The organism is Streptomyces sp. NEAU-174 (genome assembly GCF_052665095.1).
This window is the reverse complement of sequence record NZ_JBQTCE010000001.1, coordinates 894,317-920,577: the sequence shown is the minus strand read 5'-3', so window position 1 is coordinate 920,577 and position 26,261 is coordinate 894,317. Positions and strand designations below refer to the sequence as shown.

Genomic DNA, 26,261 nt, shown 5'->3' with positions numbered 1-26,261 from the left:
CCTCAGAGGTCCGTGCCGTCGTGGGTCGCTTCGGGGTCGCCCCCCAGCGTGAGGCTGCCGACGACGCCCTTCTCGATCTTTCCCTTGCGGTACCTCAACTTCAGCAGCCCGCCCTGCGCACCATTGCCCGGGTAGATCCCGTCCTCGTCGAGGGTGGTGCGCTCGGTGGTGCTGGTGTTGTACGGGGCCACCTTCGCCGAGTCGAGCACCGCCTCCTCGGCGAAGAAGAGCTGACCGGTGTGGCAGGTGTGGCCGCCCTCGTAGCCGTCGTCCGTGAGCTTGCCGCCGATGTGCACCTTGGTGTGGATGTGCACACAGCGGCCCCGGTACCAGCCGGGGAAGACCGTGGTGAACTCGACGAAGCCGTGCCGGTCGGTCAGCTGGGTGCCGCGCAGATACCGCTTGTCGTCGGTCGGCTCCTGGTGGCCGCCACCGGGCGGGGCACCGGTCGGGGCGCCCGTCGGGGCGTCGGTGGGCGGGGTCCCGGTCGGCGGGGTGCCGGTGGGCGGGGTGCCGCCACCGCTGCTGGAGCTCTCGTAGCCCGAGTAGAGGCCCAGCGCGTCGCAGTGCCAGATGTCGACGGCGGCCTTCGCCACGGGTTTGCAGCTGTCGGAGTCGATCACTTTGAGGCGGAGGGTCAGGGGAATGCCCTCCTTGCCCTCGGTGATGTCCTTTCTGATCTTGTCGGCATCGATGTAGTACGGCCCCTCGGTGGTCTCCGAGGTGAGCCGGTAGCAGACCTCGCCGGACGGGGAGGACGCGGAGGACGCGGAGGCCGAGGGAGTGGCGGAGGAGGTGGACGCGGAGGTCTCGCCCGCGGACGCGGTGGTGGCGACGGCCGCTCCCAGGCCCGCCGCCGCGACCGCCGCGCCGCCCGCCACCACGACCCGTCGCCTCGTCATGTCCCGCTGGGGCTGCGGCTCGAGGCCGTTGCTGCTCTGCTGTTCGGTCATGGGCCGGGACAGTAGGGAGGCAACCTGGCAGCCCCATGGGTGCGGGCTGTGAATGGCTGTGCGAAGCACGGCATTCGGCCACCCCCGCCACCCCGGCACACACGCACCCCGCACACACACGCGGGGCGGGGGCGCGCCGTTCGGCACGCCCCCGCCCCGTGGGCGTGGATCTCGTCCGGCCGCCGCCTACTCGGCGGGCTTCTCAGCCTTCTCGGCCTGCTTGACCTGCGGCGGCTTACGCAGCGACAGGTGCAGCTCGCGCAGCCGGGCGTCGTCCACCTCGCTGGGCGCGCCCATCAGCAGGTCCTGCGCGTTGCCGTTGAGCGGGAAGGCGATGGTCTCGCGGATGTTGGGCTCGTCGGCCAGCAGCATCACGATGCGGTCCACGCCGGGGGCGATACCGCCGTGCGGCGGGGCGCCGAAGTGGAACGCGCGCAGCATGCCGCCGAACTCACGCTCGACCTCGTCCCGGGTGTAGCCCGCGATCTCGAACGCCTTGTACATGACGTCCGGCTCGTGGTTCCGGATCGCGCCGGAGGACAGCTCCACGCCGTTGCAGACGATGTCGTACTGCCACGCGAGGATGTCCAGCGGGTCCTTGGTCTCCAGCGCCTCCAGACCGCCCTGCGGCATGGAGAAGGGGTTGTGGGAGAACTCGATCTGCCCGGTGTCCTCGTTCCGCTCGAACATCGGGAAGTCCACGATCCAGCAGAAGCGGAAGACGTTCTCCTCGAAGTGGCCGGCCCGCTTGGCGGCCTCGACCCGCACCGCGCCCATGATCTTGGAGACCTCGTCGAAGTCGCCCGCGCCGAAGAAGATCGACGTGCCGGGCTTGCCCTCCACCTCGGCGATCAGCTTCTCGACGTCCTCCTCGGTGAGGAACTTCGCGATCGGGCCGGTCAGCTTGGAGTCCTCGCCGATCCGGACCCAGGCCAGCCCCTTGGCGCCCTGCTCGACGGCGAACTCACCGAGCTGGTCGAAGAACTTCCGTGGCTGCTCGGCGGTGTCCGGCACGGCCAGCGCGCGCACGTGCTTGTCCGCGAACGCCTTGAAGCCGGAGCCCTCGAAGATGTGGCTGACGTCCCGCAGCTCCAGCCGGGCCCGCAGATCCGGCTTGTCCGAGCCGTACTTGAGCATGGCCTCGCGGAACGGGATCCGCAGGAACGGCGAGGTCACATGGCGGCCGCCGCCGAACTCCTCGAAGAGCTCGGTCATGACCTTCTCGATGACGCCGAAGACGTCCTCCTGCTCGACGAAGCTCATCTCGACGTCGAGCTGGTAGAACTCGCCCGGCGAGCGGTCGGCGCGGGCGTCCTCGTCGCGGAAACAGGGCGCGATCTGGAAGTAGCGGTCGAAGCCCGCGATCATCAGCAGCTGCTTGAACTGCTGCGGGGCCTGCGGCAGCGCGTAGAACTTGCCCGCGTGCAGCCGGGAGGGGACCAGGAAGTCCCGGGCGCCCTCGGGGGAGGTCGCGGACAGGATCGGGGTCGCCAGCTCGTTGAAGCCCTGCGCGGTCATCTTCTGCCGGATGGCGGAGATGACGGCGGAGCGCAGCATGATGTTGCGGTGCATGCGCTCGCGGCGGAGGTCCAGGAAGCGGTACTCCAGCCGCCGCTCCTCGCCGACCCCGTCCTCGGGGAAGACGGTGAAGGGCAGCGGGTCGGCGGCGCCGAGCACCTCGACGTCCGAGACCTCGACCTCGATCTCGCCGGTCGGCAGCTCGGGGTTGACGTTGTCCGCGCCGCGCTCGATGACCCGGCCGTCCACCCGGACGACGGTCTCCTTGCTGATGGAGCTCAGGGCCTCGTTGGCGGGGGTGTCGGGTCGCACCACCAGCTGGACCAGGCCATAGTGGTCGCGGAGATCGATGAAGAGGATGCCGCCCAGGTTCCGTCGGTTGTGGAGCCATCCGGAGAGCCGGACGTCGGTGCCGACGTCAGCGGCGCGGAGCTGACCACACGTGTGGGACCGGTACCGATGCATCATTCATCCAAGTCGTGTCGATCGGGAGGCGTACGTACCCTCGGGAAGCTTCCGGCCAAGCCTACCGGCGCCGCGACCCTCACTGGTAAGCGGTTGGCAAATCCCCATAAGGTAGTGCAATGCGCACCGAGGACCTGCTGGCCGCCATAGCGACCGGCCTATGGCGCTGGGACAGTGTCTCGGGCGCCGTCACCTATGACGCCGAGGCCGCCCGGCTGGTGGGCCTTCCCGCCGAGGCCGTCACCCTCCCCGAGGCCGCCGCCCGCGCCTGCTTCCACCCCGCGGACTGGCTGGAGGTCAAGGCGATAGTCCAGCTCGCGGTGGCCGAGGGCACCCTGGCCGAGGCCCGGCTGCGCATCGTGGACGAGAAGGGCACCGTACTGCGGACCGTGCGCACCCGCTCCCGGCCGATAGCGCGCGGCGGCAGCGACGACGGCTACTACCTGCTCGGCACCCTCCAGGAGGTCCCGGACCCGCTGCCGGGCACCTCGGCCGGCGGCCCGCCGATCACCGGCGACTGGCGCCGCAACCGCGAGGCGTTCCTGCTGGACGCGGGGCGGGCGCTGGCGGAGGCGATGTCCACCGCCGAGGTGCTGCGGGTGGCGGCGGGGCTGTCCATGCCGGGCTTCTCCCCGGACGGGCTCGCGGTCTTCGGCGTCGAGGGCGAGCGGATCTCGGTGATCGGCCACCACGGGCCGCGGGCGGGCACCGACCGTCCACTGCACGACATCGCGCTGGGCACCGACCATCCGGCGGCGGAGGTGGTGCGCACCGGCCGGGCGGTCTATCTGCCCACACCGGAGGAGTACCGCGGCCGGTTTCCGGCCGCGTGGTCGCCGGGCCGCCCCCGTAAACGCCGGTCCTGGGCATTTCTGCCGCTGATCGTCGCGGGCCGCACCATCGGCGCGTGGATGGCCGGATTCGCCCATCCGGTGTCGTTCTCGCCCGATGAGCGCTCGGTGCTGACCACGATCGCCCGGATGCTGGCCCAGGCGCTGTCCCGCACCGCGCTCCAGGAGACCGAGCGGGAGCTGGCGGACGGGCTCCAGCGCTCGATGCTGCCCGCCAGCAAGCCCGACATCCCGGGGCTGACGGTGGCCGCGCGCTATGTGCCCACCGGCGGCGGACTCCAGGTCGGCGGCGACTGGTACGACGTGATCGGGCTGCCCTCGGGGCGCACGGCGCTGGTGATCGGCGATGTGCAGGGCCACGATGTGCGCGCCGCGGGGATCATGGGGCAGCTGAGGATCGCGGTCCGGGCGTACGCCTCCGAGGGGCACCACCCCGACGCGGTGCTCTCCCGCGCCTCCCGCTTCCTGGCCGGTCTCGCCGGGCCCGAGGGCCCGGACGGCCGCTCCGACCCGAGGTTCGCCACCTGCCTCTACATGGAGGTGGACCCGGTGGCGGGCACCCTGGACATCGCCCGGGCGGGCCACCCCGACCCGGCGGTCCGGCTGGCCGACGGCACGATGATGCTCCGGCCCACGGCGGGCGGGCTGCCGCTGGGCATCGACCCGGACACCGACTATCCGACCACCCGGGTGGTGCTGGAGCCCGGCGAGACGCTGCTGATGTGCACCGACGGGCTGATCGAGACCGGCGGGCACGACCTGGAGACCGGCTGGCACCGGATCCGCAAGGTCTTCGAGCGGCCCGTCGTCCAGGCCACCGGCCCCGGCGGGCTCGACTCGGACGACCTCGAGGTCCTGGCCGACTCCCTGGTGCAGGCGGTGCACGGGCCGCCGTCCCACCACACCACCGGGCCGCTCGCGGACCGGCGCGAGGACGACATAGCGCTGCTGCTGATCCGCCGGGAGGCGGAGGTGTGCCTGGTCGGGCCCGGTTCGGCGCCGGTGCGGCGTACGGCGGTCACGGTCGCGCAGGCCGAGCCGGAGCGGATAGCGGGTGCCCGGCAGCAGCTGCGCGACATGCTGCACGACTGGGCGGACCCGGACCAGGTGGAGTCGGCGGTGCTGATGCTCTCCGAGATGGTCACCAACGTGCTGGTGCACACCGACGGGGACGCCCTGCTGGTGGCCGAGGTCAGCGGGCGGCACGGGTCCCGGCGGCTGCGGCTGGACGTCGCCGACGGCAGCGACGAGCTGCCGCACCGCCGCCGCCCGGGCGAGCTGGCCTCCTCAGGGCGCGGGCTGCTGCTGATGGAGCTGCTGGCCGACAACTGGGGGGTGGATCCGCGCGGCGACGGCAAATGCATCTGGTACGAGCTGTACGAGGCGGGGCCGGAGGACTCGGCCTGAGCGGCCTCGCTGAAGTCCAGCGCCGCAGTCGGCCGACGACAGATCAGGGCACTTCCAGCGAAGCGCTTCAGCGGAAGAGCCGGGAACCGAGCGGGTGCTCCTCGTCGAATCCGGGGAGTATCAGGAAGGTCGCACTGGCGGTCGTGGTCGTGAATTCCAGCAGGGCGTCGGAATTGTCCATCCGGGTGAGGGTGTTGGTGAACGTCCGTATGTCGTTCTGGAAGCTCATGAAGAGCAGGCCGGGTGCGGGTGCGTCGATGCTGTAGGAGCGGCGGAGCATGAGGCCGACGCCGACCGCGGTGGCGTGCGCCCTGCGGGCGTGGGCATCCGCCGGGACGAGATAGCGTCCGTCCGGCGTTTTGGCGCCGAGGTCCGGGCCCGAGGCGATGGTGCCACCGGAGAGGGGCACGCCACTGGCCCGGCGGCGGCCGAAGACCGCTTCCTGTTCGGCGACGGACAGCTTGGCGAACCGCGGCAGGTCGAGTTCCATGCGTCGCAGGACGGCGAGAGTGCCGCCGGCGACCGGAGTCGGCCCGGCCAACCACAGGTCGCGTTCTTGTTCGGCCCTCGTATGGGGGCCCACGATGCCGTCGACGAAGCCGAAGAGGTTCCGTGGCGCGGCACGGCCCCGAGCCACCGGCACGTTCGCACCACGGACTCCGGACTGCCGCCAGCGTTCCCGTATCCGGTCACCGGCCCGCTCCAGAAGCGCGGCGGCCACGATCGGTATCAGCAGGGCGTCGTCGGCGCAGATCTGTATCAGCAGATCGCCGCCGCGTGCCCGGGAGGCGATCCGCTCGCGGGAGAACCGCGGGAGGTCCTTCGCGCCGGGCAGGGCGGGATCGACCTCGCGCACCAGCCGGGGGCCCACCCCGATCGTCACGGTCAGATCGCCCGGCTCCAGGCCCATCAGCCGTGCGTCGGTCCCCGCGGTGAGGGTGCGGATGGCCTCGCCGAGTCCGGCCAGCAACGGACGGACGGACCCGGTGTCGACGAGGTCGGCCACCACGGCCAGCAGGTTCCGCTGGGCCGGCCGCGGAAGCGTGATGCCCGCCTGGTACCGGCCCGTTGGTGACACCGGCGGGGTCGGCGCGGGGGCATCGTCCCGGTCCGGCGGGGCGGAACTCGATTGGCACCCGGCGGAGAGGCCGACGGCGGTCACGGTGCCGGTGGCACCGAGGAAGGCGCGGCGTGACGGGCGGGAGTCGGCTGGACGCACAGTGTGAACTGTGCCATATCCATATCGGTGACTGCGACGTCGTCGGCGTCCGTGCCAGGATGAGGCCATGCCTCGTCTCCGTCTTCGCCTGATGGCCGCGGTACTCGGCACATTGGCACCCGTACTGGTCGGCTGCGGCGCGGACGACGACGGCCCGGACGACGGCCGACGACCGTCCGGTGAGCATGTGACGATCAACGTGCCGGGTGACGCCCCGACGATCTCGGCCGCGGTGTCCCTGGCCCGGCCCGGCGATCTCGTGCTGGTCGCGCCGGGCACGTACCACGAGTCGGTGAAGATCACGAAGGCTCGCATCACTCTTCGCGGCGAGTCCCGGGACAAGGTCGTCATCGACGGGCGCTTACGGCAGCCGAACGGCATCGTCGTCGCCGCTCCCGGGGTGGCCGTGGAGAACCTGACCGTGCGGAACAACACGCAGAACGGGGTCCTGGTCACCGGTTCGGCGAAGGCGGCCGCCGGAGCGCCGGGGCAGTCCGGCGGCTACGACACCGGCGACGAGCCCGTCACCTTCCTGAAATCGTTCCTGGTCTCCCATGTGACCGCGACCCGCAACGGGCTGTACGGCATCTACGCGTTCTCCGCGCAGAACGGTGTCATCGAGCACTCGTACACCTCGGGCTCGGCCGACTCGGGGATCTATGTCGGACAGTGCAAGCCCTGTCGCATCGTGGTGCGGGACAACATCGCGGAACTCAACGCGGTCGGTTACGAAGGCACCAATGCCAGTGGCGGCATGTATGTGACCGGTAACCGCTTTGTCGGCAACCGGGTCGGGCTCACCACCAACTCCGACCACCAGGAGAAGCTGCTCCCGCAGCGGGACGCCGTCATCGCGGGCAACCTGATCGCGGCCAACCAGCAGGCGGCCACCCCCGAACAGGCCGACGGCGGGTGGGGCATCGGCATCGGCGTCGACGGCGGCACCGACAACCAGTTCATCCGCAACCGGATCACCGGCAACAGCAACGCCGGGGTGGTGATCACCGCGACCGCCGACATACCGCCGAACGGCAACCGGATCCTGGACAACGCCTTCGCCGCCAACAGCGTTGACGTCGGCTGGACGTTCCCCACCGCGACGAAGGGGCGGGGCAACTGCCTGCGCGGCAACGAGCTGCGGAAGACGGTGCCCGCCCGGCTCGCGACAACCGCGTCCTGCCCGCGTCCCGCCCGGTCGTCCTCGCCGTCCGGCACATGGGCGAAGCCGACGGCACCTGGCGGTATCCCGTTCACCGATGTGGCGGCGCCCAAGCCACAGCCGCAGTTCCCGAAGGCCACCACCACGGGCGCCACCGCCGTTCCGGCCGTTCCGGCGCTGCCGGACACGGCGGACTTCCGGCTGCCGTCGGCGTCACTGCTGGCAGCGGGCGCGCGGGTGCGGACGTCCTGAGCGGCGGCTACCGCGCCGGGGTGACTCCGGGTGCCGGCCGCACCGGAACGTACTTCTGGGTGTCGAAATCGATGACCACCGGCCGCGCCGCGGAAGCCACGCCGACGCGGACCCGGTACATGGTGCCGTCCGAGCCGATCCAGTAGCGCACGGCATCCGCGCCCGCCGAACCGGACGTCTCCGCCGGACCGGACGTCTCCGCCGGACCGGACGTGGCACGGGCGCTCGGCCCGGTCATGATGTCCACCTGGTGGCCGTCCAACCGGTCCCGTCCCACCCAGGCGGCACCGTTCTGCGGCAGCAGTTCGGCGTTGTCCGGCCGGTCACTCCCGAGCTTCAGCGCGATGGCCAGCGAACTGTCCAGCGAGCTGCCGTACCTTTGCAGCGGACGGCTGTACCAGCCCGAACCCGGCGGCCGTGCCGGTGCCTTCGCCGGGGCGTTCGCCATCGGGTGGACGAACACGGTGGTGGCCGTCCACTGGATCAGCCCATTGCCGGACGTATCGCGCCCGGTGCCGTGCACCACGCCGTAGCCGACCTTGCGGCGGTAGTCGATGGATCCGGTGACGGTCAGCCCACCGGCGGTGCCCGGCACGTCGATCGTCAGGGCGCGCCCGCCCGCCTGGTAGTTGTGGAACCGCGTGACCGCCAGACGGCCCGCCTGATCCGAGGTCAACTCCCTGGGACCGGTGGGGCCGGAGCCGCTGTCGACGATCAGGAACGTGGCCACCGCGACGGCCACACCGCCGATGACGACCGCGATCCAACGTGGCCGCAGCCATCGGCGCTGACCGGCCGCGCGCCGGGAGAAAACGTGTCTGATTTTCAGACTCCGTACCCGGCGCATTGCTAACCCGTTCCGCTTATTCATTCCCTGCTCTCCCCCCGATCTTGGGTCACACCCGCTACAGTATCGCTGCTGATGGGGCGGTTCAGGATGACAATTCAGACTCTTGTGCTGTTTCCGTGTGGGAAGCGAGGCCAAATGCGGCTCGTCTCGGAATGGCACTCCCGAGTCCCTGAATTCGCCACATCCGCCAGGACGACCAAGAACGACCGGGCCCACCGAAACAGCGGTGGGCCCTTTTCATGACCGACGTGTCACCCGGGACCGGGAAGCGGATACACGGCCGGGAACGGGTGGTCGGTTCACATCACGAGGGGAGAGTGATGGCTGTGCGAAGAGTATGTGGAAGGTTACGCCGGACAGCCGGGAAGCGTACGGGTCCACTGGTACGAGTGGGCCTCTGCACTTTCGTACTGTTGGGCAGCACCATGGGCGCGACGGCCGGGACGGCCACCGCCTCAACTGGCGACGGCACCCTGACGGTTCAGGTCCTGCGGGATTTCTTCGGCACCGGCGTGATCAATACGACCATGGACGTGCCGCAGCGGGGCATGAAGGTCAAGGTGTCGGACCCGGCCGGCCATCGGGTCTCCGGCACCACGGATGCCACCGGAAAGGTGGTGGTCTCGAAGTCGACCGAACTGACCGGCGGCCAGTACCGCGTCGACGTCACCATCCCGGCGCCGTACAACAAGTACCTTCAGGCGGCACCGGCCTCGACGGCGGAAAACCACTTCGACAGCTTCACGACGTTCGTGAACGTGTCGGACGGCAAGGACGACTCGGTGATTTCCGGGGTCTGGAACCCGGCCGACTACGCACTGCCGGACTCGCGATATTTCGTACCGGTCCAGAATGGTGCCGGCGGGCAGGACACCCGGGCACTGGTGGCGTTCCCGACGGACAAACGAGGTACGTGTCCTGGCGATACGGCGTGCCCGACCGTGCTCAACACACAGGCCCAGGTGGGCACCACGTTCGCACTGGCCTACGACAAGGACCGGCAGCGGATCTTCCAGGGCGCGTTCGCCCGGCGGTACACCTCGTACGGGCCGGAGGGCGGTGACGCGATCTACACCACGCCGACCGACGGCGGAGGCGCGCCGACCCTGTTCGCGAAGGTGCCGGGCGCCACTGTGACGCCGCACGACACCAACAACCTGATCAAGGACGCCGGGTTCACCAACGCGCCGGGCAAGGAGAGCATCGGCGGACTGGCCCTGTCCGAGGACGGCTCGACGCTGTACGCGGTGAACCTGCTGACCCGGCGCCTGGTCAGCTTCGACGCGACCGGGGCCACCGCGTCCGCGCCCAAGGCGACGGTGCGCATCCCGGACCCGGGCTGCGCGAGCCCCGGCGACTGGCGGCCGTTCGGACTCCAGGTCCACAACAACACGCTGTACGTCGGCGGCGTGTGCAGCGCGGAGAGCACACAGAAGCGCGAAGACCTGAAAGCCGTCGTCTACACCTACGACGGTGAGCGGTTCACCGAGGTGCTGAGCCACCAGCTCACGGACAAGCGCGGCAGCGTCTTCGGTTCCGGCGACCAGGCCACCCACTGGAACCCGTGGAACACCAGCCTGGACACATGGGACGACCGGAAGGCGGGCAACGTCTTCATCGATCCGCAGCCGGAGCTGACCTCCCTCGCCTTCGCCCGCGACGGCTCGATGATCCTGGGTTTCCGCGACCGGTTCATGGACGTGCTCAGTTGGGGAGGGCTGGACCCCCGCCCGGGGAACGACACGGCGGAAAACGGCATGTCCGGTGGTGACATCACCATGGTCTGCGCCACTCCCACCGGTGAATACCAGTGGGAAGGCACCGGGAGCTGCCCCAACCACGCCACCCCCGCCAACAGTGGCGGCCAGCCCGCCGATGTCGTCGAATACTTCCCGGGCGACACCTACGCCAACGCGCACCAGGAGACCGCGCTGGGGTCGGTGGCCTATATCCCGCAGCAGCAGTGGGTGGTCAGCACGGAGTTCGACCCGGTCGCCGACGTCGCGACCTCAGGGACCGGGTACCACAACATCACCACCGGCCAGGGCCCGGGCAACAACCCGACCGCCAACGGGTTCCAGTTCGTCAGCCGGGAACAAGGCGGGTTCGGCAAGGCCGGTGGGCTCGGCGATATCGCCTACGAGGCGGCGAACGCGCCGATCCAGATCGGCAACCGGGTGTGGTTCGACGGCGACCACAATGGGATCCAGGATCCCGAGGGTGCCAATGAGGTGCCGCTGCCGGACGCGACGGTCAATCTGCTGGACGCCGATGGCAAGCAGGTCGCCACGACCAAGACCGATGCCGTCGGCGAGTACTACTTCGGTGGCGTCGGCGCCGCGTATGAGCTGAAGCCGGGTGCGAAGTACACGGTGCAGTTCGACGTGTGCACCGCGGACACCGACAAGGTGCCGAATCAGCCACCGGCCACCAGGCTGCGGTTCACGCTCCCGCGGGCCGGTGACAACCGGGCACATGACTCGAATGTGACCCCGCCGAGGACCGGGCAGCTGTGCAACGGACGCGCACCCGTCACGGCACCGGACAAGCCGGGAGAGGTCGATCACACGATCGACGCCGGTGTGTACATCCCCAAGAAGACACCGCCGAACCCTAAGCCGACGCCGACTCCGTCGTCGCAGCCGCCCACCTCTGAGCCGCCCAACGAGCCAGGCCCCCAGTCCGGCGGAGGCTCCGGGACAGGCGGAGGCTCGGGGACAGGCGGAGGCTCGGGGACCAGCGGAGGCGGAGGCTCCGGGACAAGCGGAGGCTCCGGGACTGACGGAGGCGGCGGTTCGCTGGCCAACACGGGTACGTCCGGCCTGCTGAGGATCATCTCCCTCAGTGCCCTGCTGGCCGGTGCGGGCACGGCAGCCGCGTTCGTGACCCGGAAGCGTCGCGCCGGGCAACACTGAGTCATCAGGGAAAGACGGGTAATCCGCCCGCCCGCGCCATCGCAGCGCGGGCGGGCGGACTCACGCGGTCCCGGCGAGCCCTACATTCCGCCCTCGGACATCCCGTGCACCGCCGGAATGGTCCCCAGACGGCCCTTCTGGAAGTCCTCGAACGCCTGCTGAAGCTCGGCCCTGGTGTTCATCACGAACGGCCCGTAATGCGCCATCGGCTCACGGATGGGCCGCCCGCCGAGCAGTACGACCTCCAGGTCCGGCGTGCTCGCGTCCTGCTTCTCGTCCGCGCGCACGGTCAGCGCGGAACCGGCCCCGAAGACGGCGGTCTGGCCCAGGTGGACCGGACGCCGCTCCGCGCCGACCGCACCGCGGCCCGCGAGCACATACGCGAGGCCGTTGAAGTCCTCGCGCCAGGGCAGGGTGATCTCCGCACCCGGAGCGAGCGTGGCATGCACCATCGTGATCGGGGTGTGGGTGATCCCGGGACCGGCGTGGCCGTCCAGCTCACCGGCGATGACGCGCAGCAGCGCGCCGCCGTCCGGGGAGGTCAGCAGCTGGACCTGGCCACCGCGGATGTCCTGGTAGCGCGGCGGCATCATCTTGTCCTTGGCCGGGAGGTTCACCCACAGCTGGAGGCCGTGGAAGAGGCCGCCCGACACGACCAGGGACTCCGGCGGGGCCTCGATGTGGAGGAGGCCGGAGCCGGCCGTCATCCACTGGGTGTCACCGTTGGTGATCGTCCCGCCACCGCCCTGCGAGTCCTGGTGGTCGAAGATGCCGTCGATGATGTACGTGACGGTCTCGAAGCCGCGGTGGGGGTGCCAGGGGGTGCCCTTGGGCTCGCCCGGCGCGTACTCCACCTCACCCATCTGGTCCATCATGATGAACGGGTCGAGGTGCTTGTAGTCGATTCCGGCGAAGGCCCGGCGCACCGGGAAGCCCTCACCCTCGAAACCGCTGGGAGCGGTCGTGACGGCGAGCACGGGGCGCTGTCGTGCCTCGGCGGGTGCCGCGACGCGCGGCAGGGTCAGCGGGTTCTCTACGGTCACTGCGGGCATGACGGCCTCCTCGGTCGTTCACCATTCAACTTAATTGAACGGTGAACGACCCGCAAGAGGGCATTTATTTCCACCCGAGCGCCCTACGAGGCGACCGGTGATATCCGGACGTATGTGGATCTAGCCGTACATACGGCGCATCGCGAAGTCCACCATCTGCTCCACCGCCTTCGCGTCGAAGACGATCCGGTGCTCGCCCTCCATGTCGAGGACGAAGCCATAGCCGGTGGGCAGCAGGTCGATCACCTCGGCGCCGGTGATCACGAAGTATTTGGACTCCTTGCCCGCGTACCTCCGCAGCTCCTTGAGCGAGGTGAACATGGGGATCACCGGCTGCTGGGTGTTGTGCAGCGCCAGGAAGCCGGGGTTGTCACCGCGCGGGCAGTAGACCTTCGACCCGGCGAAGATCTGCTGGAAGTCCTCGGCCGACATCGATCCGGTGGTGAAGGCCCGCACCGCGTCGGCGAGCGACGGCGGGGAGGGCTCCGGGTAGAGCGGCTGCTGGCCGTACCCCGCACCCGCCGCGTGATGTGACGCATGCGGCTGCTGTTGCGGCGGAGGTGGCGGGGCGGCGTAGCCCTGCCCTGCGCTCGCGTTCTGGTCGTAGCCGTACATGCGCAGAAGCGTACTGAGTCACAGTTACCCGGTTGAGGGTTGCCCTTTATTACCCACGGGTAGCATCATGGCATCAGCTGATCTGATACGCGTCAACGCAGAGGTCCTGGCCTCCCGATCCCTACGGAGCCGTCGCCATGGGGCACTACAAGTCGAATCTCCGCGACATCGAGTTCAACCTCTTCGAGGTGCTCGGGCGCGACACGGTGTATGGCACCGGACCGTTCGCGGAGATGGACGTCGACACCGCCAAGAGCGTGCTGGCCGAGATATCCCGGCTCTCCGAGCACGAGCTGGCCGAAAGCTACGCCGACTCCGACCGGAACCCGCCCGTCTTTGACCCCAAGACCCACACGGCGCCGCTCCCCGAGTCGTTCAAGAAGAGCTACCGGGCCTATATGGAGGCCGAGTGGTGGCGGCTGGGCGTCCCGGAGTCGCTCGGCGGCACCGCCTGCCCCCGCTCGCTGCTGTGGGGCTCGGCCGAGACCATCCTCGGCTCGAACGCCCCGATCTGGATGTACGCCTCGGGCCCGGCCTTCGCGGGGGTGCTCCACGACGAGGGCACCGAGGAGCAGCTGAAGATCGCTCGGCTGATGGTGGACAAGCAGTGGGGCTCCACCATGGTGCTGACCGAGCCGGACGCCGGCTCCGACGTCGGCGCGGGCCGCACCAAGGCGACCCAGCAGGAGGACGGCAGCTGGCACATCGAGGGTGTGAAGCGGTTCATCACCTCCGGTGAGCACGACCTCTCGGACAACATCATCCACTTCGTGCTGGCCCGCCCCGAGGGCGCGGGGCCCGGCACCAAGGGGCTGTCGCTGTTCATCGTCCCCAAGTACGACTTCGACTGGGAGACCGGCGAGCTCGGCGAGCGCAACGGCGTGTACGCCACCAATGTCGAGCACAAGATGGGTCTGCGGGTCTCCAACACCTGCGAGCTGACCTTCGGCGCCGACCACCCGGCCAAGGGCTGGCTGCTGGGCGAGAAGCACGACGGCATCCGCCAGATGTTCAAGATCATCGAGTTCGCCCGGATGATGGTCGGCACGAAGGCCATGGCCACCCTCTCCACCGGCTACCTCAACGCGCTGGAGTACGCCAAGGAGCGGGTGCAGGGCCCGGACCTGGCGGCCTTCACCGACAAGACCGCGCCGCGGGTGACCATCACCCACCACCCGGATGTGCGCCGCTCGCTGATGACGCAGAAGGCGTACGCGGAGGGCCTGCGCGCCCTGGTGCTCTACACCGCCTCGGTCCAGGACGAGATCCTGATCAAGGAGGCCGCGGGCGAGGACACCTCCGCGGTGAACCGCCTCAACGACCTGCTGCTGCCCATCGTCAAGGGCTACGGCTCGGAGAAGGCGTACGAGCAGCTGGCGCAGTCCCTCCAGACCATCGGCGGCTCCGGCTACCTCCAGGAGTACCCGCTGGAGCAGTACATCCGGGACGCCAAGATCGACACCCTCTACGAGGGCACCACCGCCATCCAGGGCCAGGACTACTTCTTCCGCAAGATCGTCCGGGACCAGGGCCAGGCGCTGACCGTCGTCTCGGAGGAGATCAAGAAGTTCCTGGCCGAGGCCGCCGGGGGCGAGGACCTGGAGGCCGCTCGCGACCAGCTCGCCCAGGCCGCGGTGGACCTGGAGGCGATCGTCGGCGCGATGCTCACCGACCTGGCCGCCACCGAGCAGGACGTCAGCTCGATCTACAAGGTCGGTCTCAACTCGACCCGGCTGCTGCTGGCCTCCGGGGACGTGATCATCGGTTACCTGCTGCTCAAGGGGGCGGCCGTGGCCGCCGAGAAGCTGGGCACCGCCTCCACCAAGGACCGGTCCTTCTACGAGGGCAAGATCGCGGTCGCGAAGTTCTTCGCCCACGAGGTGCTGCCGGGCGTCTCGGTGCAGCGCTCGCTGGCCGAGTCGGTCGACAAGGGTCTGATGGACCTGGACGAGGCCGCGTTCTAGGGGCCTCCCTCACAGCGTCCAGGGGGCCGGCCGTCCCATCCTCCAGCGGGGCGGCCGGCCCCCTGGGCTGTGCGCGTTCACGTCGTCACCGCTCGTCGCCGTCGTCACCGCTCGTCGTCCTCGGACCGCCGCTCCCGCAGCGCCCGTTCGACCTCCTCGCGGGCCCACCGCCTGAGCTCCTCGCCCTGTGCGAGGAGCTCGTCGATCGACTCGCCCCCGCCCTCCGGCGGGCGCGGACGGGCCCTCAGCTTCTCCAGCAGGTCCCGGCACGCCTCGTCCTCGGTGGCGAACCGGCTGGTGTCCCGGTCCAGGGACCGCTCCCGCAGGCCGGTCTCCCAGCCGCCGTCCGGCGCGGGCCGCAGGTAGTAGTACGCGTCCGGCTGCACCGGGATGTCCTGCACTCCCGGGATGTCGTACAGCGCGTCGGGCACCTGCTCGTCGCGGAGGGTCCGGACGAGTTCCGTTCTGTCCACCGGTCCAGGATCCGCCCTCAGTTGAGCGGGCGGAGATTACCGGCCGCGACGAGTTGGGGGATCGAAGGCCCGGTCAGATACTGGAGTCCGAAACCGGGTTGGCCGAACCAGGGCCGGATGGGACCGCCCTCGACCAGGAAGGGTTCGGTGACCTCGTAGAGGTGGTAGCCGTTCGGATACGCCGGGTCGAGGGTGTTGAGGTTGCTGGGCGGCAGCGCGCGCTCCGCGTAGGGCGTGCCCGCCGGGGCGAGGAAGTGGCCGAAACCGCTACCGAACAAGTCGACCTTCTGGCCGACTTCCAGCCGGACCGTGGTGTGCAGGGGCGACCCGTTGAGCAGGACCCAGCCGTCGGGGTACGGGAACCACCAGCCGTTCGTCCGCTCATTCCAGTAACAGTTGAGGAACGAGGAGGCGGTGGGGAAGTGGTCGAGTCGTTCATAGCCTTCGAGCATGCGCCCGATCGCGCCGTAGCGGGGGAGCTGAGCGGGTCCGAGCCGCCAGTCACCCTGGTAGTAGCGGTCGAGCGGAGGATTCGGTGCGGTGTTGGTCCCCCCGATGCGGTTCGTGCTGGGACAGGGAGGGTGCCCCTTGCCCTCGCCGTCCCCGCCGCCGACCGGCCGCGGGCCGGGTGAGGGCGCCGCCACCGGCTCCGGAGACGCCACGGGGGCCAGCCCCGCGGTGACGTCCGTGACGGGCTTGGCCATGGCCGGTCCCCCGGCACACAGCAGCAGCAGCGACCCCAGGACGACAAGCAGGTGTCGAAGAACGCGCATCCGGTATCCCCTCGAGTTACGACTCAGTGCGACGTTGCTCGGTCACGGGGAATATCGACCGATTCGCCCGACTTCTCGCCTTAGCTGACGTGCTTTCATCAGATTGGATCAACGTGGCCCCACGGATGGATGCCGCTCCCGCACCAGGGCGAGCCGACCCCGGGCGAATCTATGCTGAGCACATGAGCGCACAACCCGGCATCGACCGCGGCCACACCGATGACCTGATGTCCTTCCTCCGCGCCAGCCCGTCGCCGTACCACGCCGTGGCGAGCGCCGCGGAGCGGCTGGAGAAGGCCGGGTTCCGCCGGATCGAGGAGACCGCGCCCTGGGACGGGACGGCCGGTGGACGGTTTGTGCTGCGCGGTGGCGCGATCATCGCCTGGTACGTCCCCGAGGGGGCGGAGGCCGCCACTCCGTACCGGATTGTGGGCGCTCACACCGACTCTCCCAATTTGCGCGTGAAGCCCATTCCCGACACCGGTGCGCACGGCTGGCGGCAGATCGCCGTCGAGATCTACGGCGGGGCGCTGCTCAACACCTGGCTCGACCGCGACCTCGGGCTCTCCGGCCGGATCACCCTCAGGGACGGCTCCCACCATCTCGTCAGCGTCGACCGGCCGTTGCTGCGGGTGCCCCAGCTCGCCGTGCACCTCGACAGATCGGTCAACACCGAGGGCCTCAAGCTCGACAAGCAGCGCCATATGACGCCCATCTGGGGGCTCGGCGGCGTCGAGGAGGGCGATCTGATCCACTTCGTCGCCGAGGAGGCCGGGGTCGCGGCCGAGGAGATCGCCGGCTGGGACCTGATGACCCACAGCGTCGAGCCGCCCGCCTACCTCGGCCGGGACCGCGAGCTGATCGCCGGGCCCCGGATGGACAACCTTGTCTCCGTGCACGCCGGTACGGCCGCGCTCATCGCCGCCGCCCACCAGGATCCGCCGTACATCCCCGTGCTGGCCGCCTTCGACCACGAGGAGAACGGCAGCCAGTCCGACACCGGCGCCGACGGTCCGCTGCTCGGCACGGTGCTGGAGCGCTCGGTCTTCGCCCGCGGCGGGGCGTACGAGGAGCGGGCGCGGGCCTTCGCGGGCACCGTCTGCCTGTCCTCCGACACCGGCCACGCGGTCCACCCCAACTACGCGGAGCGCCATGAGCCGGGCCACCACCCGCGGCCCAACGGCGGCCCGATCCTGAAGGTGAACGTCAATCAGAGATATGCCACCGACGGCGCCGGGAGAGCCGTCTTCGCCGCCGCCTGCGAGCGCGCCGGCGTCCCCTGGCAGACCTTCGTCTCCCACAACTCGATGCCGTGCGGCACCACGATCGGGCCGATCACCGCGGCCCGGCACGGCATCGCCACCGTCGACATCGGCATCGCCATCCTGTCCATGCACTCGGCCCGGGAGCTGTGCGGAGCACAGGACCCGCGGCTGCTGGCCAAGGCACTGCACGCCTTCCTGGGGGCATAAGTTGGACTTCTCCCTGCTGGGTCCCGTGACCGTCACCGCGGGGCCGCAAGCAGCACCCGTCGAGCTTCCGCTGGGGCCCGCGAAACGGCGCAGCGTGCTGGCGATGCTGCTGCTGCGGCCCAACGCGACGGTCTCCGTGGAGCAATTGATATCCAGCCTGTGGGAGGACGAGCCGCCCGCCCACGCCCGGACCGTCATCCAGGGCCATGTCTCCCGGCTCCGCGCGGCCCTGGCCGAGGGCGGCGCCGAGGACCACGGCGTCGAGCTGGCCACCCACAGCTCCGCCTATCTGCTGCGCATCCCCGAATCCCTGATCGACACCCAGCGCTTCGACCAGCTGACCGCCCAGGCCAGGCCGGAGTCCGCCCCCGCCGAGGCCGTCCAGCTGCTCCGCCAGGCGCTCGGCCTGTGGCGCGGCCCGGCGCTCACCGGGACCGTGGCCAGCCCGCCGTTCGCGGCGGCCGCGCACGCCCTGGAGGAGCGGCGGCTGAGCGCCGTGGAGGCTCTGGCGCGGGCCCACGAGGGCCTGGGCGAGTATGAGGAGGCGGTGCGCGCCCTGCACCCCGCCGCCGTCGCCAACCCGCTGCGCGAGGGGCTGATCGCCGCCCTGATGCTGGCGCTGTACCGCTCCGGGCGGCAGTCCGACGCGATCGCCTGGTTCCACCGCACCCGGCAGCTGCTCGACGACGACCTGGGAGTCGACCCGGGCCAGCGGCTGAGCGCCGCGTACCAGGAGATCCTGCGGGCGGCCCCGGCCGCGGACGGGCCGCGGGGCGGCGCCGAGGCCGCCGGGCAGCAGCCGGGCGGCGCGGGGCAGCCGGGCGCACAGCCGGCGGCCACTCCGCAGCAACCGCTGTCCGCGGCCGCCTCGGCCCCCGTACCCGAGCTGCTCCCCCGGCCCCCGGCGGGCTTCCACGGCCGGGGCGCGGAGCTGGCCGAGCTGACCCGGCTCACCCTGGGCAGCGCGGAACCGGCCGCGGGCGGCTCCGGCGGCTATCCCCAGGCGGGCGGTATCGCGCTGCTCACCGGGCCCGCCGGGGTCGGCAAGACCGGTCTGGCGGTCCACTGGGGCCATGTCCACGCCGCCGCCTTCCCGGACGGACGGCTCTTCGCGGATCTGCGCGGCTTCAGCGGCGGCGAGGCGGTGCTGCCCGCCGAGGTGCTGCGCGAGTTCCTGCTGGCCCTCGGCACTCCGGCCGAGCAGATCCCCACCTCGTCGGAGGCCGCGGCCGCGCTGTACCGCTCGCTGGCCGCCCGCCGTCGGCTGCTGGTGGTGCTGGACAACGCGGGCAGCTCCGCCCAGGTGCGCCCGCTGCTGCCCGGCGGCCCCCACAGCGCCACGCTGGTCACCAGCCGCAGCAGGCTGGACGGGCTGATCGCCACCGACGCCGCCCGGCCGGTACGGCTGCACGCCCTCGGCACCGAGGACGGCGTGGGCCTGCTGGGCGCGCTGCTGGGGCCCGCGCGGGTCGCCGAGGACCCGGAGGCCGCGCGGGAGCTGGTGGCCCTGTGCGACGGGCTGCCGCTGGCGCTGCGCGCCGCCTCCGCCCAGCTGATGGCCCGGCCGCGCTGGCGGCTGGCCCGGCTGGCCACCGCGCTGCGCGACGAGCGCCGCAGGCTCGCGCTGCTGTCGGCGGAGGACACCGGAGTGGCCGCCGCGCTGCGCAACTCGGTGGCCCGGCTGTCGGCGGACGACGCACAGCTGCTGCGGGCCCTGGGCGCCGGTTTCGCGCGGGAGGTCAACACCGCCGAGGCGGCCGCGCTGTCGGGCGCGGACCCCGAGCTGATCCAGGACTCCCTGGAGCGGCTGGCGGAGATGCACCTGCTGGACGAGGAGGCCACCAACCGCTACGTGATGAGCGATCTGGTGAAGCTCTTCGCCCAGGGCGACGGCAGCGACCGCGACTCCCCGGGCGAGGCATCCGGCGGAGCCGTCGGCGGGTCCCCTGGCGGGCCGTCACAGGGGGCCTAGGGGCCGTCGTCGAATGGGGCGCCCGGCTGCGCACAGGGGCGCCTCCCGGCGGTGGGTGGGGGCCGGTACGGCCGCCCCCGCTGTCGCCCCCTGAAGGGGTGGCCGACCGCCCCGGCGGATGTGGCCCCGCGAGCGCCGCGTCCGAGGAGGCCTTCGCCTCCTGCCTCCTCCCGCGCTGCGGTAGCCGACGGCGGCACAGGCCCTGACAAGGGCGAACAGCGGGGCGTTAGCGAGACGTTAGCGGGCGGCAGCCGTTCACCAGCCGAACGGCAGCCGGTCCGGACAGGCTTGAGCCGTTCCGGAGAACGCCCTAACGCTCGCTGAGGGGAGACCCGCCATGCCGCTCACCACCGCTCGCCTCGCCCACCGCGCCGGCACCCTGCGCTCGGTCGCTGCCGGACTGACGGTCGTCGCCGCGGGTATCACCCTCGCGGCGTGCGGCACCGCCGACGCGTCGGGCGTACGGACGGCCGGCGCGGCGGAGAACGTCGCCCCGGCCGTCCCCGCCGCCCACGAGGACGGCCTCCAGGACGGCGCCCAGCGGGCCGCGCAGGAGGCGGTGGCGGGCGGGGCCGATGCCGGGGCCCAGGGCGGTCTGCGGGCCGACAGCGACGCCGAGGGGGAGGCCGGGGCCTGCCGCCTCGACACGATGTCGGTGAGCGTCACCTCCGTCCCCCGCCCGGTCGGCCACCTCCTGCTGGAGATCACCAACCAGTCCGGCGGGACCTGCCGTCTCACCGGCTTCCCCGCGGTGCGGTTCGACGGCACGGGCACGGCCCTGCCGGAGGCCGCGGGCACCCGGCCCCAGTCGGTCGTCACGCTGGCCCCCGGCGAGAGCGGCTACGCGGGGCTGACCACCTCCGCGGCGGACGACCCGGCGGACGGCGTCAAGGCCACCGGGCTGACCGTCTCCCTCCCCGGCGATGACGACCGCCGCGCCGTGGACCTCCCCGGCGACTCGGTGGAGGTCGGCCGCGGGGCGGAGGTCGGCTACTGGCAGAGCGACGCCTCCGACGCTCTGATCTGGTGACCTCTGATCTGGTGACCTGGTGACCGCCCCTGTCCGATGACCCCGGCCGGTGGCCAGATCCGGTGACCCCCACCCGATGACCGCCCCCGCCCTTCCGCTCCGGTGACCGCTCGACTCCGAGCCACCAAGCCGGACAGGTAGCCGCCTCCCCCCGGCTACCTGCCCCGGACGGCCCCCGCTTCGGCGGGGGCCGTCTCGTCATGTCTCACGGCACGGCCCTCCGCGTCCCGCACCTGGCCGTCTCCGTGGGCGTTCTGGCAGGTCGTCAGGGGTGGGCCCGGATGGGACGTCCCACGTGACGGCTCGACCGCCGGAATACCCCGCCGCGCGGCCCAGAGTGGTTCCCGTCGCCGCGGCGGACGGCCGCCGCGGCCTGGACCGAGCGGTGCCGGCACCCCGTCGGCGCCCTCACCTAGGGGGAATCCAGAGATGACACTCTCCATCGGCCGCGACCGCCGGACCCTGCTGCGCAAGGTGCTCCCCGCGATCGCCGCGGCGGGCATCGGCGCCACCGGGCTCGTGGGCTGCTCGGGCGGGGACGGCACCGCGGGCCATGACACCAACAAGGCGGAGAAGGCCGGGAAGGTGGCCGAGAAGGGCGCGACGAGCCGCGACACCTCGGCCAAGAGCTCGGACCAGGGCGGGGGCGCCGCGCTCAAGCTGAAGACGACCACGGGCGAGTTCGGCACCAAGGCCGCGGCCACCGCCGACTTCCCCACCTGGGGCACCCGCTGGGTGGTCCACCAGACCGCCGACACCGGCTCCCCGTCCGTGGGCATGCTCAACAAGACCGCCCCGGGCCAGGACCGCATCACCGCCGACTTCCAGGTCGACACGGGGAAGAAGGTCTGCGAGGACGGGGCCTGCTCGACGTACATGGCCCATATCACCGGGCCGGTCAACGGCTTCGTGACCGTCGTCGCGGTGGACATCCCGCAGGACTCGCTCCCCGGCGTCCCGGTGCGGAACGGCGGCGGTGAGCCGCCGCGGCCGCCGCAGCCCGGCGGCAGCCGCGCGGAGGCGCTCCAGCGGGCCGCCACCTGGCTGACCGCCGACAACGGCGGCCGGGTGCCCTACAGCCAGGCCAAGATCTGGAAGGACGGCTACCGCCAGGACTGCTCGGGCTATGTCTCCATGGCGCTGGGCCTCCAGGCGCCCGGCACCAACACCGTGGGCCTCACCGGCTCCGGCGTCACCAAGCCGATCGCCGTCAACGACCTCCGGCCCGGCGACCTGCTGATCGACGCCTCGGGGGACAACAACACCCGGCACGTCGTGATGTTCGAGAAGTGGAACGACGCCGCCCACACCTCGTACACCTCCTACGAGCAGCGCGGCGACTTCGGGACGGATCACGCGACCCGTCGCTATGGACTGGAGCCGGGCAGCGAGTACAAGCCCTACCGGCCGCTGAAGTTCACGGACTGACGCGTTCCTGACCCGGCTCCGGTGACGAGCGGCACGTCCACCTCGGGGGTGTGGACGTGTCGCTCGGCATGTTCATGATCCCCATGCTGCAATGGTGTACGTGCCAGCGCATCCGAATCGCCCAGAGAACCCACGACGAAAGCCGCTCTCCCCGCTTCCCGAGGAACTCTCCGGCCCGGTACGGGAATTCGTGACCGCACTGCGCCGGATGCACGGCGAACTGGGACTCAGCCTGAAGGAACTGGAGGGGCGGCTGCCCGCGAGCCGGTCCTCCCTCTCCCGCTATCTGCGCGGCCAGAGCCTGCCCGACGAGCGGCTCCTGATCCAGTGGGGCAAGCTCTCCTTCACCGCCGAGGACCGGCTGCCCGAGCTGGTGACCCTGCTGCACCGGGCCACCGAGGCCGAGGCCGCCGCCGAAGCCGCCGACGGGCCGATGGCGCCGGGCGCCGCCCCGCCGGCCCCGGACGAGGCCCGGGAGGGGTCCGCGCCGGACCGGCCGTCCAGGCGCCGGCTGCGGCTCACGCTGGCGGCGGTGGGCACGGTCGTCGTCATCGGCGGGGCCACGGCCGGGGTGATCGCCTTACGGTCGTCCGACGACGGCTCGCCCCCGGGCGGCGCGGCGGGCTCCTCGCCCCTGGGCAACGCCCGGATCACCGTCTACAACGCCGAGGAGACCTGCCGGCACAAGCGCGTCCGGGAGTGCTCCCTGGGCCTGGCCGAGGATCCGTACCAGGCCTACCGCCCGTCGAACATCGTGGGCCGGGCCTGGCACGGCGATGTGCTGCGCGCCGACTGCCGCATCGCCAACGGCGTCACGGTGACCGACGAGGCGGGCGGGCACAGCAGCATGTGGTTCCGCGTCGCCAAGGACGGCAAGCGGATGTGGGTGCCGGGCATCCGGATCCGCCAGGACCAGGTGCAGTACTCCACGCTGCCCAACTGCCCCGACTGACCGCAGGTCAGGAACGCGGCCGGGCGGTATCAGCCCGTCAGATCTCAGTCGTCCATCCCGGCGAGCACCAGCGGCAGCCGGTCCGCGCCGCCCTCGGTGATCCGCACCGGAACGCCCCAGTCCTGCTGGTGCACATGGCACGCCGGGTACTCGTTCATAGGGTCGTCGTCGCAAGAGGCCGCCATGGCCGAGACATGCAGCACGCCCTCGGTCACGCCCTCCGTAAGGACGAGCTCCCGGCTCAGATCCGTCCCCGCGCCGTCGCCCCCGGCCAGCAGCTCCGGCGGGGTGGAGCTGACCAGCAGCCGGGTGGAGGGACCGTAGCGGGTGTCCAGCTTCTGCCCCTCGGGCGCCTGGAAGACCACGTCGAGGCGGAGGGTCCCCGGGGCGATGTCGGTCGCGGCGCGCTGGGTGCGGTGGGCCACCGCCTCGACCCTTACGGCCTCCTCGGGCAGCCGCAGCCGGGTGAGCCGGTGCCGGGCGGACTCCACCACCACGATGTCCCCGTCGGCCAGGGCCGCGCCGGAGGGCTCGCGCAGGTCGGTGGCGAGCGTGGAGACCTCGTCGGTGGCCGGGTCGTAGCGGCGCAGCGCGTGGTTGTAGGTGTCCGAGATCGCCACCGAGCCGTCGGGCAGCGCGGTGACGCCCAGCGGATGCTGGAGCAGCGCCTGATCGGCGGCGCCGTCGCGGTGGCCGAAGTCGAAGAGCCCGGTGCCGACGGCCGTACGGACCGTGAAGCCCTTACCGTCGCGCTCGACGTAGCGCACCGCGGAGGTCTCGGAGTCCGCGATCCACAGCCGGTCCCCGGCCGCGGCGAGCCCGGAGGGCTGGGCGAACCACGCCTCCTCGGCCGGGCCGTCGACCAGGCCCTCGTTGGTGGTCCCGGCGGCGGCCCGTACGGTCCCGGCCTCCGGGTCGTAGGTCCACAGCTGGTGGACGCCCGCCATGGCGATCCACAGCCGGTCGGCGAACCAGGCCACGTCCCAGGGGGAGGACAGGTCGACCTCGGGGGCGGGCCCCTCGGTGGGCGACCCCTGCCACCACTGGCGGCCGGTCCCGGCGAGCGTGGTGACCTCGCCGGTGGCCGGGTCGAAGCGGCGCAGCGCGTGGTTCACGGTGTCGGCGACGGCCACGGTGCCGTCGGGGAGCATGGCGAGCCCCTGGGGCTCGCTGAACCGGGCCCGCTCGCTCGTGCCATCGGTAAGGCCGCGCTCGCCCGCGCCGATCCGCCGCACCACGCTCTCGCCGTCCGCCGCGAGCTCCACCAGCTGATGGCGGGTGGTGTCCGAGACGAGGAAGGTGCCGCCGGGCAGCGACAGCGCCTTGCCGGGGAAGCGGAGTTCGGTGGGGACCGGCTCCGGGGGCACGTACGGGCCGTCGCCGCGCCGCAGGGTGCCCTTGGCGGCGTGCTCGGCCTCCAGCTGCCCCACCAGGGCCTCCAGGGCGTGGGCGTGGCCCTCGCCCGCGTGCTGGGCGACCACATAGCCCTCGGGGTCGATGACGACGAGGGTGGGCCAGGCCCGTACCGCGTACTGCTTCCAGGTGGCCAGCTCGGGGTCGTCGAGGACCGGGTGGTGCACCTCGTACCGCTCGACCGCGTCCACGACCGCCTGGTGCTCGGCCTCGTGGACGAACTTCGGCGAGTGCACGCCGACGATCACCACGGTGTCGCGGTGCTTCTCCTCCAGCTCGCGCAGCTCGTCCAGGACATGCAGGCAGTTCACACAGCAGAACGTCCAGAAGTCGAGGATGACGATGCGTCCTCGCAGGTCGGTGAGGGTGAGGTCGGTACCGCCGGTGTTGAGCCAGCCGCCCCGGCCGATCAGCTCGGGGGCGCGGACGCGTGCACGTGAAGCCATGTCCCCATGAAACAGCAGCCCCGGTCGTGCCATTCCCCCGCCCCCGGCGGCTTTCCACCGATGCGTACGGGTACGTCCGGAGATAAGGCCGGGGCGGGCGCACACTACCATCGCGAGCAGGCCGCGAGCCGCCGATCCGGGCCTACGATCAGACCGGAAAGCACTGCCCGTGCGCTCGTTGGCAGCGTAACTTGAACGCACACACCAGCACCCAGCCCGCGCACCAACCGCCCGAGGGGTCCCGTGACCGTCCATCCCAGCCTTCAGACCTCCATCGACGCCTGGACGCACTCCATCGACGCGATAACGGAATTGGTCAACCCGCTAGCGGAGAGCGAGTGGAACCGCGCCACCGAGTGCCCGGGATGGTCGGTGCGGGACGTCGTCTCGCATGTGATCGGCCTCGAATGCGAGATGCTCGGCGATCCCCGCCCCATCCACACCCTGCCGCGCGACCTCTACCACGTCACCAACGAGCTGTCGCGGTACATGGAGGTCCAGGTCGACGTACGGCGCTGCCACACCGCGCCCGAGATGACCTCCGAGCTGGAGTACACCGTCATCCGCCGGGGCCGCCAGCTGCGGAACGAGAAGCGCCAGCCGGACGCCATGGTGCGCTGGCCCGGCGGCACCGAGGTGACGCTGGGGGAGGCCCTGACGCGGCGGGCCTTCGACGTCTGGGTGCACGAACAGGATCTGCGGCGGGCCCTGAACAAGCCGGGCAACCTCGACTCGCCGGGCGCCACGGTCACCCGTGACCTGCTGCTGTCGGGGCTGCCGAAGGTGGTCGCCAAGGACGCGGGCGCGGCGCCCCAGTCGGCCGTCGTCTTCGATGTGCACGGCCCGATGGAGTTCATGCGGACGGTCCGGGTCGACGCGGACGGCCGGGGCACCATCGACGGCAGCGTCTCGCTGGGGCCGACGGTCACCCTCGCCCTGGACTGGGAGACCTACGTCCGGCTGGCCTGCGGGCGGGTGCGGCCCGAGGCGGTCGCGGAGCGGCTGAAGATCGAGGGCGACCAGCAGCTGGCGGAGGCGATCCTCCAGCACTTCGCGGTCACGCCGTAGCGCTCCGGGGCTCG

Annotated in this window: 19 protein-coding genes; 10 read left to right on the top strand and 9 right to left on the bottom strand. The window is 71.3% G+C overall.

Annotated features, from left to right (window positions below):
- Positions 1 to 2: 2 nt before the first annotated feature.
- Together ACT2CW_RS03925 and aspS are read right to left on the bottom strand one after the other, a co-directional pair.
- Positions 3 to 953: an intradiol ring-cleavage dioxygenase gene (locus tag ACT2CW_RS03925; RefSeq protein WP_445515485.1), complete on the bottom strand. Its 951-nt coding sequence runs from the start codon at positions 951 to 953 to the stop codon at positions 3 to 5.
- A 186-nt stretch (positions 954 to 1,139) separates the two neighbouring features.
- Positions 1,140 to 2,936 carry an aspartate--tRNA ligase gene (gene aspS, locus ACT2CW_RS03920; RefSeq protein WP_414084585.1) on the bottom strand — a complete coding sequence of 599 codons (1,797 nt, stop codon included), beginning with the start codon at positions 2,934 to 2,936 and terminating at the stop codon, positions 1,140 to 1,142.
- A 119-nt stretch (positions 2,937 to 3,055) separates the two neighbouring features.
- Here aspS and ACT2CW_RS03915 point away from each other — a divergent pair, with 119 nt between their 5' ends.
- On the top strand, positions 3,056 to 5,194 hold the full coding sequence (locus ACT2CW_RS03915; protein WP_445515484.1) for an ATP-binding SpoIIE family protein phosphatase: 2,139 nt from the start codon (positions 3,056 to 3,058) through the stop codon (positions 5,192 to 5,194).
- Positions 5,195 to 5,261: 67 nt separating this feature from the next.
- On the opposite strand, the gene ACT2CW_RS03910 is transcribed toward ACT2CW_RS03915, so the two are convergent.
- Entirely contained in the window at positions 5,262 to 6,413 is a 1,152-nt protein-coding gene (locus ACT2CW_RS03910) for a Dyp-type peroxidase (protein WP_445515483.1), read from the bottom strand.
- A gap of 67 nt (positions 6,414 to 6,480) precedes the next feature.
- On the opposite strand from ACT2CW_RS03910, the gene ACT2CW_RS03905 reads away from it, so the two are divergent.
- Complete coding sequence (locus ACT2CW_RS03905) at positions 6,481 to 7,824, top strand: right-handed parallel beta-helix repeat-containing protein (RefSeq protein ID WP_445515482.1); 1,344 nt, start codon at positions 6,481 to 6,483, stop codon at positions 7,822 to 7,824.
- Between the two features lie 7 nt (positions 7,825 to 7,831).
- Here ACT2CW_RS03905 and ACT2CW_RS03900 read toward each other — a convergent pair whose 3' ends face one another.
- On the bottom strand, positions 7,832 to 8,554 hold the full coding sequence (locus tag ACT2CW_RS03900) for a hypothetical protein (RefSeq protein WP_445515679.1): 723 nt from the start codon (positions 8,552 to 8,554) through the stop codon (positions 7,832 to 7,834).
- A 545-nt stretch (positions 8,555 to 9,099) separates the two neighbouring features.
- Here ACT2CW_RS03900 and ACT2CW_RS03895 point away from each other — a divergent pair.
- Positions 9,100 to 11,589 carry an SdrD B-like domain-containing protein gene (locus ACT2CW_RS03895; RefSeq protein ID WP_445515678.1) on the top strand — a complete coding sequence of 830 codons (2,490 nt, stop codon included), beginning with the start codon at positions 9,100 to 9,102 and terminating at the stop codon, positions 11,587 to 11,589.
- Between the two features lie 80 nt (positions 11,590 to 11,669).
- Here ACT2CW_RS03895 and ACT2CW_RS03890 read toward each other — a convergent pair whose 3' ends face one another.
- Together ACT2CW_RS03890 and ACT2CW_RS03885 are read right to left on the bottom strand one after the other, a co-directional pair.
- On the bottom strand, positions 11,670 to 12,641 hold the full coding sequence (locus tag ACT2CW_RS03890) for a pirin family protein (protein WP_164434572.1): 972 nt from the start codon (positions 12,639 to 12,641) through the stop codon (positions 11,670 to 11,672).
- A gap of 120 nt (positions 12,642 to 12,761) precedes the next feature.
- Complete coding sequence (locus ACT2CW_RS03885) at positions 12,762 to 13,256, bottom strand: SseB family protein (protein ID WP_020869891.1); 495 nt, start codon at positions 13,254 to 13,256, stop codon at positions 12,762 to 12,764.
- 137 nt (positions 13,257 to 13,393) lie between these two features.
- On the opposite strand from ACT2CW_RS03885, the gene ACT2CW_RS03880 reads away from it, so the two are divergent.
- On the top strand, positions 13,394 to 15,220 hold the full coding sequence (locus ACT2CW_RS03880; RefSeq protein ID WP_432044448.1) for an acyl-CoA dehydrogenase: 1,827 nt from the start codon (positions 13,394 to 13,396) through the stop codon (positions 15,218 to 15,220).
- Between the two features lie 104 nt (positions 15,221 to 15,324).
- Here ACT2CW_RS03880 and ACT2CW_RS03875 read toward each other — a convergent pair whose 3' ends face one another.
- Both ACT2CW_RS03875 and ACT2CW_RS03870 read right to left on the bottom strand, forming a co-directional pair.
- Positions 15,325 to 15,693: a hypothetical protein gene (locus ACT2CW_RS03875; protein ID WP_137978759.1), complete on the bottom strand. Its 369-nt coding sequence runs from the start codon at positions 15,691 to 15,693 to the stop codon at positions 15,325 to 15,327.
- 17 nt (positions 15,694 to 15,710) lie between these two features.
- A complete protein-coding gene (locus tag ACT2CW_RS03870; protein WP_233361931.1) occupies positions 15,711 to 16,466 on the bottom strand; it encodes a TNT domain-containing protein in 756 nt (251 codons plus the stop codon).
- A 182-nt stretch (positions 16,467 to 16,648) separates the two neighbouring features.
- Here ACT2CW_RS03870 and ACT2CW_RS03865 point away from each other — a divergent pair, with 182 nt between their 5' ends.
- The 5 genes from ACT2CW_RS03865 to ACT2CW_RS03845 all read left to right on the top strand — a co-directional run bounded on the left by ACT2CW_RS03865 (position 16,649) and on the right by ACT2CW_RS03845 (position 23,320).
- Positions 16,649 to 17,938: a M18 family aminopeptidase gene (locus ACT2CW_RS03865; protein ID WP_445515481.1), complete on the top strand. Its 1,290-nt coding sequence runs from the start codon at positions 16,649 to 16,651 to the stop codon at positions 17,936 to 17,938.
- A gap of 1 nt (position 17,939) precedes the next feature.
- A complete protein-coding gene (locus ACT2CW_RS03860; protein WP_445515480.1) occupies positions 17,940 to 19,910 on the top strand; it encodes a BTAD domain-containing putative transcriptional regulator in 1,971 nt (656 codons plus the stop codon).
- A 337-nt stretch (positions 19,911 to 20,247) separates the two neighbouring features.
- Complete coding sequence (locus tag ACT2CW_RS03855) at positions 20,248 to 20,940, top strand: DUF4232 domain-containing protein (RefSeq protein WP_445515479.1); 693 nt, start codon at positions 20,248 to 20,250, stop codon at positions 20,938 to 20,940.
- A gap of 429 nt (positions 20,941 to 21,369) precedes the next feature.
- Positions 21,370 to 22,368: a hypothetical protein gene (locus tag ACT2CW_RS03850; protein ID WP_445515478.1), complete on the top strand. Its 999-nt coding sequence runs from the start codon at positions 21,370 to 21,372 to the stop codon at positions 22,366 to 22,368.
- A 190-nt stretch (positions 22,369 to 22,558) separates the two neighbouring features.
- Positions 22,559 to 23,320, top strand: coding sequence for a helix-turn-helix domain-containing protein (locus ACT2CW_RS03845; protein WP_445515477.1), 762 nt, complete (start codon positions 22,559 to 22,561; stop codon positions 23,318 to 23,320).
- Positions 23,321 to 23,364: 44 nt separating this feature from the next.
- Here ACT2CW_RS03845 and ACT2CW_RS03840 read toward each other — a convergent pair whose 3' ends face one another.
- Positions 23,365 to 25,179 carry an NHL domain-containing thioredoxin family protein gene (locus ACT2CW_RS03840; protein ID WP_445515476.1) on the bottom strand — a complete coding sequence of 605 codons (1,815 nt, stop codon included), beginning with the start codon at positions 25,177 to 25,179 and terminating at the stop codon, positions 23,365 to 23,367.
- A 243-nt stretch (positions 25,180 to 25,422) separates the two neighbouring features.
- On the opposite strand from ACT2CW_RS03840, the gene ACT2CW_RS03835 reads away from it, so the two are divergent.
- A complete protein-coding gene (locus ACT2CW_RS03835; RefSeq protein WP_445515475.1) occupies positions 25,423 to 26,247 on the top strand; it encodes a maleylpyruvate isomerase family mycothiol-dependent enzyme in 825 nt (274 codons plus the stop codon).
- Positions 26,248 to 26,261 lie beyond the last annotated feature (14 nt).

What these genes read in the sequence shown, in the direction of transcription:
- ACT2CW_RS03870 (WP_233361931.1), bottom strand. Translation starts at nt 16,466, where the DNA reads ATGCGCGTTCTTCGACACCTGCTTGTCGTCCTGGGGTCGCTGCTGCTG.
- ACT2CW_RS03890 (WP_164434572.1), bottom strand. Translation starts at nt 12,641, where the DNA reads ATGCCCGCAGTGACCGTAGAGAACCCGCTGACCCTGCCGCGCGTCGCG.
- ACT2CW_RS03840 (WP_445515476.1), bottom strand. Translation starts at nt 25,179, where the DNA reads ATGGCTTCACGTGCACGCGTCCGCGCCCCCGAGCTGATCGGCCGGGGC.
- ACT2CW_RS03865 (WP_445515481.1), top strand. Translation starts at nt 16,649, where the DNA reads ATGAGCGCACAACCCGGCATCGACCGCGGCCACACCGATGACCTGATG.
- ACT2CW_RS03915 (WP_445515484.1), top strand. Translation starts at nt 3,056, where the DNA reads ATGCGCACCGAGGACCTGCTGGCCGCCATAGCGACCGGCCTATGGCGC.
- ACT2CW_RS03925 (WP_445515485.1), bottom strand. Translation starts at nt 953, where the DNA reads ATGACCGAACAGCAGAGCAGCAACGGCCTCGAGCCGCAGCCCCAGCGG.
- ACT2CW_RS03880 (WP_432044448.1), top strand. Translation starts at nt 13,394, where the DNA reads ATGGGGCACTACAAGTCGAATCTCCGCGACATCGAGTTCAACCTCTTC.
- ACT2CW_RS03855 (WP_445515479.1), top strand. Translation starts at nt 20,248, where the DNA reads ATGCCGCTCACCACCGCTCGCCTCGCCCACCGCGCCGGCACCCTGCGC.
- ACT2CW_RS03905 (WP_445515482.1), top strand. Translation starts at nt 6,481, where the DNA reads ATGCCTCGTCTCCGTCTTCGCCTGATGGCCGCGGTACTCGGCACATTG.
- ACT2CW_RS03850 (WP_445515478.1), top strand. Translation starts at nt 21,370, where the DNA reads ATGACACTCTCCATCGGCCGCGACCGCCGGACCCTGCTGCGCAAGGTG.
- aspS (WP_414084585.1), bottom strand. Translation starts at nt 2,936, where the DNA reads ATGCATCGGTACCGGTCCCACACGTGTGGTCAGCTCCGCGCCGCTGAC.
- ACT2CW_RS03885 (WP_020869891.1), bottom strand. Translation starts at nt 13,256, where the DNA reads ATGTACGGCTACGACCAGAACGCGAGCGCAGGGCAGGGCTACGCCGCC.
- ACT2CW_RS03895 (WP_445515678.1), top strand. Translation starts at nt 9,100, where the DNA reads ATGGGCGCGACGGCCGGGACGGCCACCGCCTCAACTGGCGACGGCACC.